Annotated in this window: 9 protein-coding genes, 1 rRNA gene and 1 other RNA gene (1 of these 11 cut by a window edge); all 11 read left to right on the forward strand. The window is 50.0% G+C overall.

What is annotated here, in order from left to right; all coding sequences use genetic code 11:
* Nucleotides 1–94 precede the first annotated feature (94 nt).
* Nucleotides 95–520 carry an ATP synthase F0 subunit B gene (locus tag dmul_RS05795; protein WP_020877138.1) on the forward strand — a complete coding sequence of 142 codons (426 nt, stop codon included), beginning with the start codon at nucleotides 95–97 and terminating at the stop codon, nucleotides 518–520.
* Between the two features lie 56 nt (nucleotides 521–576).
* On the forward strand, nucleotides 577–1,203 hold the full coding sequence (locus dmul_RS05800; RefSeq protein WP_159449708.1) for a F0F1 ATP synthase subunit B family protein: 627 nt from the start codon (nucleotides 577–579) through the stop codon (nucleotides 1,201–1,203).
* Nucleotides 1,203–1,754 (forward strand): ATP synthase F1 subunit delta, encoded by a 552-nt coding sequence (gene atpH, locus dmul_RS05805; protein WP_020877140.1) that lies wholly within the window; start codon nucleotides 1,203–1,205, stop codon nucleotides 1,752–1,754. Before dmul_RS05800 ends, atpH begins: the two co-directional genes overlap by 1 nt.
* Nucleotides 1,754–3,271 (forward strand): F0F1 ATP synthase subunit alpha, encoded by a 1,518-nt coding sequence (gene atpA, locus dmul_RS05810; protein ID WP_020877141.1) that lies wholly within the window; start codon nucleotides 1,754–1,756, stop codon nucleotides 3,269–3,271. Before atpH ends, atpA begins: the two co-directional genes overlap by 1 nt.
* 15 nt (nucleotides 3,272–3,286) lie before the next feature.
* Nucleotides 3,287–4,180 (forward strand): ATP synthase F1 subunit gamma, encoded by an 894-nt coding sequence (gene atpG / locus dmul_RS05815; RefSeq protein ID WP_020877142.1) that lies wholly within the window; start codon nucleotides 3,287–3,289, stop codon nucleotides 4,178–4,180.
* Between the two features lie 41 nt (nucleotides 4,181–4,221).
* Complete coding sequence (gene atpD / locus dmul_RS05820; protein ID WP_020877143.1) at nucleotides 4,222–5,637, forward strand: F0F1 ATP synthase subunit beta; 1,416 nt, start codon at nucleotides 4,222–4,224, stop codon at nucleotides 5,635–5,637.
* Nucleotides 5,638–5,664: 27 nt separating this feature from the next.
* Complete coding sequence (locus dmul_RS05825) at nucleotides 5,665–6,081, forward strand: F0F1 ATP synthase subunit epsilon (protein ID WP_020877144.1); 417 nt, start codon at nucleotides 5,665–5,667, stop codon at nucleotides 6,079–6,081.
* 674 nt (nucleotides 6,082–6,755) lie between these two features.
* A non-coding RNA gene (gene ssrS, locus dmul_RS05830) (6S RNA) lies at nucleotides 6,756–6,937 on the forward strand.
* A gap of 370 nt (nucleotides 6,938–7,307) precedes the next feature.
* Nucleotides 7,308–8,870: a ribonuclease Y gene (rny, locus tag dmul_RS05835; protein ID WP_020877145.1), complete on the forward strand. Its 1,563-nt coding sequence runs from the start codon at nucleotides 7,308–7,310 to the stop codon at nucleotides 8,868–8,870.
* Between the two features lie 11 nt (nucleotides 8,871–8,881).
* On the forward strand, nucleotides 8,882–10,168 hold the full coding sequence (tyrS, locus tag dmul_RS05840) for a tyrosine--tRNA ligase (protein ID WP_020877146.1): 1,287 nt from the start codon (nucleotides 8,882–8,884) through the stop codon (nucleotides 10,166–10,168).
* A gap of 637 nt (nucleotides 10,169–10,805) precedes the next feature.
* A 16S ribosomal RNA gene (locus dmul_RS05845) occupies nucleotides 10,806–11,193 on the forward strand; it runs 1,175 nt beyond the window's last position.

Here is an 11,193-nt window from a genome sequence, read left to right on the forward strand (position 1 = left end):
GGCCTGATGTTACAAAACCCGCAATTTTGGGTCGGGTCGGAATATTTTAATTTTAATAGTAATTTGTAAACAGTATTTTGATGGGGGAGTGGAAATGATAAGTGTAGATAGTTCGGTCTTCATACAAATCGTCAATTTTCTGTTTCTGATCTGGATACTCAATAAGATTCTATATCGCCCCATCCGGGATATTTTAGCAAAACGAAAAGACCGCGTTGCAGGAATGGAGGACGGTATACAGACCTGCCTCAAAGAAGCTGAGGAAAAAAACACCCAGTTCTCTGAGGGCATTCGTGCGGCAAGGTCGACAGGCGCCAAGCAAAAAGAAAAGCTGATCCAGGAAGCCGAGAACGAAGAAAAGGCGATTGTCAGGCAGATCAACGAAAAGGCCCAGGCGGAACTCGCGAAGATTCGGGAAAAGATTGCGAAAGATGCGGAAGAGGTTCGGCAATCCCTTCTGCAAGAGGTTGATAAATTTGCAAACGACATTGGCGAAAAGATTTTAGGGAGGGCTGTTTAATGAAAAATCCTGGTATGTTCGGAAAGTGCCGGTGGATCTGGGGGAGGAGAGTTGTCATGCTTTCCCTGGCGGCGCTTCTGGTGTTTTGTTATGGTGCTGGAACTTTTGCCGCAACGGGTGAGCATGGTGATAGCGGGCAGGCGACCCATGAAGCGGCGGAGGGGGCCGGACACGGTGCCGATGCCGATGGGCATGGGGGGGCGGTCAAGACCTGGGTTGCAACGGATACGTATCGTGTTATGAATTTCGCCGTATTGGCGATAGCCCTCTTTTTTTTGCTGCGGAAGCCTGTCGCCAAGGCCTTGAATGCTCGGATCGACGGTATCAAAGAGCAGTTGAATGAACTCGAGGTCAAAAAACAGAAAGCGCTTGAAGAGTTGGCGACATACAATGCGAAAATTGCGGAACTTGAGCGAGAATCGGAAAACATCATCGCTCAATACGAAAAACAAGGCATGGAAGCGAAGGCTCGCATTTTGAAAGAGGCCGAATCCGCCGCCGAAAAGCTCGAGGAACAGGCAAAACGGAATATTGAGCATGAGTTCAAGCAGGCACAACAGCGACTGCAGAATGAGATACTGGAAAAAGCGCTGGCCAAGGCGGAAGGTCTGTTGAAAGCGAAAATAACGGATCAAGACCAGGAAAGACTTGTTGACGAATACTTAGAGAAGGTGGTGGCATAGTGAAAAATTTGGCTGTAGCACGGCGTTATGCCAAGGCACTTCTGCTGATAGGTAAAGAAGACGGTCAGGCTGAGTTGTACCGGGAGCAGCTTGGTGAATTCTCAAGTTTGATCTCCGATAACAAAGAACTCGGGCAGGCGTTCACGAATCCCCTCTATGATGCCGCGGGCCGAAAAAATGTGCTTCTCTCAGTGATCGAGTTGCTGGGTCTGTCAGGGGTTGTAAAGGCGTTTCTGCTCTTGCTGTTCGATAAAGGTCGGATCGGATTCATCGACGTCATAAATGATTTTTATCAAAAATTGGTGGATGAGCATAAGGGTATTGCGTTGGCCAGTTTGGTTTCAGCGGCGGAGCTTTCATCCGAAGCGATTGAAAAAATTCGCGAATCTCTGTCCAAGGTGACCGGTAAAGAGGTTAAGCTTGAAGTAAAACAAGACCCCGAGCTTATAGGTGGCGTTGTCACCAGGATCGGGGATCTTGTTTTAGACGGCAGTGTCAGGACACAGTTGCTTAATATGAGAGAATCTTTAAAAAGGGGTGAGAGTGTCTAATGGAACTAAGAGCTGAAGAAATTAGTCAGATTATCAAAGAGCAGATCACGGATTATGACAAAAAAGTCGAACTGAGCGAAACCGGCGTTGTCCTGTCCGTGGGGGATGGTATCGCCCGTGTTTACGGTCTTGAAAAAGTGATGGCCCTGGAGTTGGTCGAGTTTGGCGGGGGTGTTCTGGGGCTGGTCCTGAACCTTGAGGAAGACAACGTGGGTATTGCCATTATGGGAGAGGATACCCAAATCAAAGAGGGGGATATCGTCAAGCGAACCGGTCGTATTGCCGAGGTACCGGTCGGCGAGGCGGTTCTGGGCCGCGTCGTGACGGCCACCGGGGAACCCATCGATGGCAAGGGGCCGATCGATTCCAAGGATTTCCGTCGGGTCGAAATGGTCGCTCCGGGTGTTATCGCCAGAAAAAGCGTTCATGAGCCTTGCTACACCGGTCTGAAGGCGATTGATGCCATGACGCCTGTGGGACGCGGTCAACGGGAACTCATCATCGGCGACCGTCAGATCGGTAAGACGGCTGTAGCGGTCGACGCCATTCTTGCCCAGAAGGATACGGACGTTTATTGCATTTACGTCGCCTGCGGCCAGAAAAAGTCGACGGTCGCCCAGGTCGTTGCGGTTCTCGAAAAGCACGGTGCCATGGAATACACCACCGTCGTCGCCGCCTGTGCCAGCGATCCGGCAACCCTTCAGTTTGTCGCTCCCTATGCCGGGTGCGCCATGGGTGAGTATTTCCGGGATAGTGGGAAACATGCTCTCATCATTTATGACGACTTGTCGAAACAAGCCGCTGCCTATCGCCAGGTTTCGCTCCTTCTCAGACGTCCGCCGGGACGTGAGGCCTATCCCGGTGATATTTTTTACAACCATTCTCGTCTCCTCGAACGTTCTGCGAAATTGAGCGACGAACTTGGTGCCGGCTCACTGACCGCGCTTCCCATCATCGAAACCCAGGCGGGTGACGTCTCGGCCTATATTCCGACCAATGTTATTTCCATCACCGACGGTCAGATCTACCTCGAACCGAACCTGTTTTATGCGGGTGTGCGTCCAGCCATCAACGTCGGCCTGTCGGTATCCCGCGTCGGCGGTGCCGCACAAGTAAAAGCCATGAAACAGGTGGCAGGTACCCTTCGTCTTGATTTGGCTCAGTATCGGGAACTCGAGGCTTTTGCGGCTTTCGGAAGCGATCTGGATGCCTCGACACAGCGGCAGTTGACCCGAGGAGCACGTCTGGTTGAGATTCTGAAACAGCCCCAGTACAATCCGCTGCCTTTAGAAAAACAGGTTATCATTCTTTTCGCCGGTACCAAAGGCTTTCTGGATCCGTTGCCCGTTGACGCTCTGGCCAAATATGAAGCAGGCCTCCACACCTTCATCGAAGAAAGGTATCCTCAGATTTTCAAAGGTCTGGCCGAAAAGAAGGAGATCACCGAAGATCTCAGCAATGAGATGACGAAGGCCTTGACTGAATACGGAGCGGAGTTCAAAGACACAATCAAATAAAGAGGGCGCAATTTTATGGCAACACTAAAAGATGTCCAGCTTAAGATCGCCGCGGTCAAAAAGACGAAGCAGATTACCAAGGCCATGAACATGGTGGCCGCTTCCAAACTTCGCGGCGCTCAGAACAAAATGGAGGGGTTTCGACCGTATGCGTCGAAATTTTCCGAAGTTCTGGGAAGTCTTGCGGAAAATGCCGGGGAAGAAGCCAGCCCTTTGCTGATTCCGCGTGAGGAAGTCAAGAAGATAGGTGTCGTATTGTGTACGTCCGACCGCGGTCTCTGCGGTGGTTTCAACGCCAATCTCATCAACCGGGCCGAATCGTTTTTTAAGGAAAAGGCGGAACATGATATTGATGTAGCCTATACAAATTTCGGCAAAAAAGGAAGGGATTGGGCTCGAAACAACAAAAAGGCGATCGCAGACGTGTATTTGGGCGTCGTTGGCGGCAAGTTTGATTTCAGCGTTGCCGTCAATGCCGGACGGAAGTTGATCGGCAGCTTTTTAGATGGAGAATATGACGAGGTATATCTGATCTATTCCGAATTTGTCAGTATGGCGAGACAGGTGCCCGTGATCAAACAACTCCTGCCGATACCGCCGATCGAAACTGCCGATATCGAAGAGGCCGATGAAGAACCGTCGTATATTGCGGAGCACATCTGCGAGCCGTCGCCTGCCGAGTTGCTTGGCGATATGCTGCCAAAAAACGTATTCGTTCAGTTGTATAGCGCTTTGCTCGAAACATCGACCAGTGAGCATGCCGCACGTATGACGGCAATGGACAATGCAACCAAAGCCTGCAACGACATGATAGAAAACCTGACCCTGGCGTATAACAAGGCGCGTCAGGCGGCCATTACTTCGGATTTGATGGATATTGTCGGTGGTGCTGAGGCCCTTAAGGGATAAACTACACAATACGGACATAAGTGTTTATGGGAGGTTTTTAAATGGGAGAAAATATTGGTAAAATCACACAGGTAATGGGGCCTGTTGTCGATGTGGAGTTCGAGCAGGGAAAACTCCCCACGATTCTGACTGCACTTTTGATTTCGAACCCCGCGATCAGCGACGAAGAGGACAATCTGGTCGTCGAGGTGGCTCAGCACTTGGGAGACAATGTTGTCCGCACTATCGCCATGGATGTCACCGACGGCTTGGTCCGCGGCATGCGTGTCAAGGATACGGGCGCACCCATCATGATGCCTGTCGGCGAAGCCGGACTTGGTCGTGTATTGAACGTCGTCGGACGCCCTGTTGACGGTCTGGGTCCTGTCAGCCAGGAAAAAATGATGCCCATCCATCGTCTGGCGCCAGCTTTTACAGAGCAGGATACTACTGTCCGGGTTCTCGAAACAGGCGTAAAGGTCATTGATTTGTTGGTACCGTTCCCTCGCGGTGGAAAGATGGGCATGTTTGGCGGCGCCGGCGTGGGGAAAACCGTTATTATGATGGAAATGGTTCACAACATCGCTATGCAGCACGGCGGCATTTCCGTCTTTGCAGGTGTGGGCGAGCGGACCCGTGAGGGGAACGATCTTTACCATGAAATGAAAGACTCCGGCGTTCTTCCGAAAGCTGCTCTGATCTACGGCCAGATGACGGAGCCTCCCGGGGCCCGCGCACGTGTTGCCCTGTCAGCCCTTACCGCTGCGGAATATTTCAGAGATGTGGAAGGTCAGGACGTGCTCATTTTTATCGACAATATCTTCCGCTTTACCCAAGCCGGTTCAGAGGTTTCGGCGCTTCTCGGACGCATGCCTTCCGCCGTTGGATACCAGCCGACGCTGGCCGTCGACCTTGGTGCCCTTCAAGAGCGGATCACCTCTACAGACAAGGGGTCGATCACGGCTGTTCAGTGTGTCTACGTTCCCGCCGATGACTTGACCGACCCGGCACCGGCAACCACTTTTGCGCATCTAGACGGTACCGTCGTTCTTTCTCGTCAGATCGCAGAGTTGGGGATTTATCCTGCCGTGGATCCATTGGATTCGACCTCCCGAATTCTTGACGCCAACTATATTGGTGAAGAACACTATAATGTTGCTCGTCAAGTTCAGCAAATTCTCCAAAAATACAAAGAATTGCAGGATATTATCGCAATTCTTGGCATTGAGGAACTATCGGAGGAAGACCGTCTCACCGTTGCAAGAGCCCGTAAAATGCAGCGCTTTCTGTCTCAACCGTTCCATGTAGCGGAAACCTTCACCGGCAAAGCCGGGAAATATGTCAAAATCGAGGATACCATCAGGGCCTTCAAGGAAATTGTCGAAGGCAAACATGATGAAATTCCCGAGCAGGCGTTCTATATGGTGGGCGGTATTGAAGAGGTTCTCGAAAAGGCCAAAGATATGTCTGAGGCATAAGCAGCCGACGGTTGCGAGGGGAAAAATATGGCAGAAAATATTAGATTGGAGATTGTTACCCCTGATAAATCTGTCGTTAGCGAAGATGTTCAGATCGTTGTGGGGCCTGGTACCCTGGGGGAATTCGGCATATTGCGTGGACACACGCCGTTTTTGACCACACTCAACATGGGCACCGTTCGGTACAAGGATGCCGGTGGCGCTGAGCGACAAATTTTTATCAGTGGAGGTTTCGCCGAAGCTTTGCCGGATAAGGTGACAATATTGGCAGAGTCGGCTGAACGCCGGAGGGATATTGATATCGATCGTGCCCGGTCAGCTTTGGCCAGGGCACAAAAGCGCCTGGAAGAGGCCCAAAAAGAAAAGCTCGACTACGCGAGGGCCAAGGCCGCACTGGACCGGGCACTTCATCGCATCAAGGTCGCCTCGTCCAAGGGGCAATAAAAGACATATCGTAATATATCGGTACAGCAATCGCGAAAAAAAGGCAGGTCGTTGATCAACGGCTTGCCTTTTTGCGTAGACATTTACCGAATTCAGCATGCTATGTGCGGGTGCAGTAAAAAATCTTGACTTTCGTTGGCTTGAAAGATTATATTGAAAATAGGAATTTGAGATGAAAAACCGGATAAATTGGGCATTTTCTCGCCAATACAGCATTACATAAAGATGTGTCTCGTGTGGAATATTCGACGATGGCGTATACCTTGTCTCAACCGATTCAAATATAATACGGCCAAATCGGTCATTAGTAGTTTAAGCAGAGAGGCAGGGGTTTTTATTTGGCTTTTTAAGATATTGCCGCACCATGGAATATGGATGTGTTACGGTAGGCATTTTGAGCGCTCTTGATCATCGAAAGGTATCCCCTGAAAATGGGGATTCACGTTTTCAATCCGCGCTGATTTTTTCCGAAAGCGGGATGTTGAATTCTGCAGCCAAGGGAATGTGTGTCTCCGTAATCACCTTAAAAAAGAAAGATCCTTCGATATGAGGTTGGATCTTTGAACCTCGCTTGCAATCCAGATAAAGGCGAGCGATGCGACAGCGTGGAGGCGTGGCTGATTCCTGTACGCCTGTCGAAGATTACCGTTTTGACGAAAACAAAAACAATGAGTATTCCCCTGCCGTGTTCGTGATTGGAAGAAGCGCTTTGATCCAACAGATAACACGAAGGGAGCCTTACTTGGCTTTGGTGAGCATGTTCTGTTGATACAGAAAAGCCTAAAGAAGCCACAAGGTGCCCACTTTGAACTATAGGTTCAAAGGCCTGCCAACACGGCACAATGGTGGGGGATAACCATATTTTTGCCGCCGCGATACCGATTGGGCCCAATTGCCCAAAACTGAGAGTATTGCTCTTTTCCTGCCCTCTGGTTTATCCGATCGACGCCTCAATCTTTCCTGATAATAGATGTCGCTGTTATTCAAAACAAACAACGGATTGATGCGCTATCTTGAAGAGTTTCCAGCAAAAAAACCTCTTTATAAAAGACCAACATCAATCGAGGATCGCCGGAATGAAGATGGCGTGTCATTCAGGAAGGTCTGTGCCCTCAAGCCGCCGCAGGGGTGTTGCACACTCGCCGACAGGTATGACGGCTGAACGACAGCGTATGGATAGGTACCGTTCCAAAACAGGCCGTGGATGATATTGGGGAGAATGTTATATGAGTGAATATAGCTTGTTAATGGGCCTTATCGGCGCAGGCATCGGCTTTGGGGTTGCCTACTGGGTAAAAGGGCAACTTCAGACACAGAAAATTAAAGCTGCTGATGAAGAGGCCCAGCGCATTGTAGACGATGCAAAACGAAGATCGGAAACGTTGCTGAAAGAGGCGATGCTCGAGGCAAAAGACAAACTTTTTTTAATGAAAAGCGAGTTTGATGCTGAAACGAGAGAGACCCGTGCAGAGTTAAAAAAGCAAGAGAACCGTTTGATTCAGAAAGAAGAGAATATCGATCGGAAGAACGACCAACTTCAATTAAAGGAACAAGAGCTCAGCGACAGAGAAGTCGGTATTGCCGACAAAGAGGAAGCGCTTCTCGCCGAGGATCGACGCTATCACGAGCTGATTGAAGCGCAGAAGGATCAGCTTGAACGGATTTCCGGACTGACCGCCGAACAGGCCAAAGAACTTCTGATCAGAGCAATGGAAAATGAGGCACGTTACGAGGGGGCGAAGCTCATAAAACGGATAGAGAGCGAGGCTAAGGAGGAGGCGGACAAGAAGTCAAAAAGGATCATTGCCACGGCCATTCAACGCTATGCAGCTGACTTCGTGGCCGAACGCACCGTTTCCGTCGTACAACTTCCCAACGATGAAATGAAGGGACGGATTATTGGCAGGGAAGGCCGAAATATTCGAGCGCTTGAAGCGGCAACCGGTATTGATCTGATAATAGATGATACGCCTGAAGCCGTTATTTTATCTGGATTCAACCCTGTCCGGAGGGAGGTGGCGAGAATTGCTTTGACGCGTTTGATATCCGATGGCAGAATACATCCCGCCCGCATTGAGGATATCGTCAAAAAAGTGGGAAAAGAAATTGATGTTACCATCAAGGAGGCCGGCGAGCAAGCTGCCTTCGATTTGGGGGTTCACGGAATTCACAATGAATTGATCAAGTATATCGGTCAACTTAAATTCCGTACCAGCTATGCTCAGAATGTTCTTCAGCATTCCGTAGAGGTGGGATTTTTGTGCGGTATCATGGCGGCGGAGCTCGGCCTGAATGAAAAACTCGCGAGACGCATGGGGCTGCTTCACGATATCGGAAAAGCCATTGACCATGAAGTGGAAGGTCCTCATGCAATTATCGGCTCAAAATTATTGAAAAAATTTGGTGAGTCTCCGAAAATCGTTCATGCTGTTGCCGCCCACCATGAGGATGTTCCGCCGGCATCGGTTTACGCGCTTCTGGTCCAGGCTGCCGACGGTTTGTCCGGCGCTCGGCCAGGGGCTCGTAAAGAACTGCTTGAAAATTATGTCAAGCGGTTGGAGGATCTCGAGAACATCGCCAATTCATTTCAGGGGGTCGTCAATTCTTATGCAATACAAGCGGGTCGGGAGATTCGCGTTATGGTGGAGAGCAGTATGGTGTCCGATGAGGAGACGATTCTCATGAGCAAGGATATTGTCAAGAAGATTGAAGAGTCACTAACGTTTCCAGGGCAGATCAAGGTGATGGTTATCCGGGAAACCCGAGCTGTTGAATTCGCGAACAAATAAGGTGAGAAGACATGGCAAAGATAGTGGATGCGCTCAAGGAACGGGGGTTTATTGAACAGACGACCCATGATGCGGAACTGCATGAATATCTCGAAACCGGCAGCCGAACCTGCTATATTGGATTTGATCCAACGGCATCCAGCCTTCATGTAGGGAGTTTAGTACCTATCATGGCGCTGGCACATATGCAGCGTCACGGCCATCGGCCCATAGCGCTGGTTGGCGGCGGTACCGGTCTGATTGGCGATCCCAGCGGAAAAACCGAAATGAGACAGCTTCTCACCCCTGAATCCATTAATGAAAACGTGATCGGAATACAGAGGCAACTCTCTAAATTTATAGATTTCTCGAATGGGAAGGCCTTGATGTTGAACAATGCCGATTGGTTGACGAAACTGGCCTATATCCCCTTGTTGAGAGATATCGGACGTCACTTCAGTGTGAACCGCATGATCAAAGCTGAAAGCTACCGTATGCGCCTTGAATCCGAAGAGGGGTTAAGTTTCATTGAATTCAATTATATGATTCTGCAAGCATATGATTTTATGGTTCTCTACGATAAATATGATTGCGGCCTCCAGATGGGGGGCAGCGATCAGTGGGGAAATATTCTTGCAGGCATCGAACTGATTCGGCGGACGCATCAGAAAACAGCTTTCGGCATCACATTTCCGCTCATCACGACCAGCAGCGGCATCAAAATGGGGAAGACGCACCAGGGCGCGGTTTGGCTCGATTCAACGCGAACATCTCCGTATGATTATTATCAGTTCTGGATCAATACGGACGATAGGGATGTGACGCGCTTCCTGTCGCTTTTTACGTTTCTTCCGATGGAGGAGATTCGCGCTGTAGAGGGATTGGCGGGAGAGGAACTGAATGCGGTCAAGACGGTTCTCGCTTTCGAAACCACCGCTCTGGCACACGGTACCGAAGCGGCGGTTAAAGCTTACAATGCTGCCGGGTCCATGTTTGGATTCCGGGTCGTTCCACACGACCTTCTTCCATCAAGCGCCATACCGCGAAAAGAGAAAGGTGGTGAGGATTCTGTTCCTTGCACGACGATCAGCGAGGCGGAGATCGGAGACGGAATTCCGGCTTTTAAAATATTGCATATGACAGGGCTTGCAAACTCCGGTGGGGCGGCAAGGCGGCTGATAGATCAGGGCGGGGGATATATCAACGGAGAGCGGATTCAGTCGCCTGAATACATGGTTACGAAGGATGACTTTAACGCGTCAAATATCTTACTTCGAGCAGGAAAGAAACGTTATCACAGATTGATGCTGACAAATTGAGAATTCAACCCGCCGTGACGAACACCTGGAGGTGAGTTGAACAGGCGAAACCGTCAGCAGAAGCAGTTCGATTTGATATCGCCTCATCTCATAACGGATGACCATCCTGGGAACTGGTATTGTGCCTGGCGATTTTGGATATCCGGAGATTGAGGCGATTTTAGTGCGGGGTGATCGGATTTTTGTGTGTAGGAGATCAAAAAGGTGTTGACACGGGGCCGTTTTTTTTGTAGAAGCGGAATTCGTTTGGGTATGGGTCTGCTGACCTGTGGTGGTTTACGGTGTCAGCAGATTTTTTGTTCTTTTAAGATGGTGATATTGTAAGAGGTCGAATGCCGTGGTAGTAATTTGCGGCGGGGGAGCCGGAAAGTTCTTGACAGGATCTGCTGTTGAGGATAGAAGGCTTGGGTTCTTTTACGATGGTGTCGGGCACTTGAAGCGGGTTTGAGTTTTTTTAGGGCAGCGGGTAAAAAAGTGCTTGACAAAGCGGCCGGGTTCTTGTAGTTTGGCCGAGTTCGCTTGAGGGGAGCGGGAGTTTTTCTCAGGGGGGCGTTATTGATCTTTGAAAACCAGACAGTAATGAACAAGTTAAGCTCTTTGTCAAGGATATTGAGTAGCCGATTGGCTTTTAGAAGTTTAATTGGCGAGTTTGATCCTGGCTCAGAATGAACGCTGGCGGCGTGCTTAACACATGCAAGTCGCACGAGAACGCTTCTGCTTGCAGGGGCTAGTAAAGTGGCGCACGGGTGAGTAACGCGTGGGTAATCTACCCTTGGATTCGGGATAACCCTTCGAAAGGAGTGCTAATACCGGATGAAGTCATTTAGGCTGTGGTTTAGATGATGAAAGGTGGCCTCTCCGAGGAAGCTACCGTTTGGGGATGAGCCCGCGTACCATTAGCTTGTTGGTGGGGTAACGGCCTACCAAGGCGACGATGGTTAGCTGGTCTGAGAGGATGATCAGCCACACTGGAACTGACACACGGTCCAGACTCCTACGGGAGGCAGCAGTGAGGAATTTTGCGC

The organism is Desulfococcus multivorans, assembly GCF_001854245.1.
GTDB classification, from domain to species: Bacteria; Desulfobacterota; Desulfobacteria; order Desulfobacterales; family Desulfococcaceae; genus Desulfococcus; species Desulfococcus multivorans.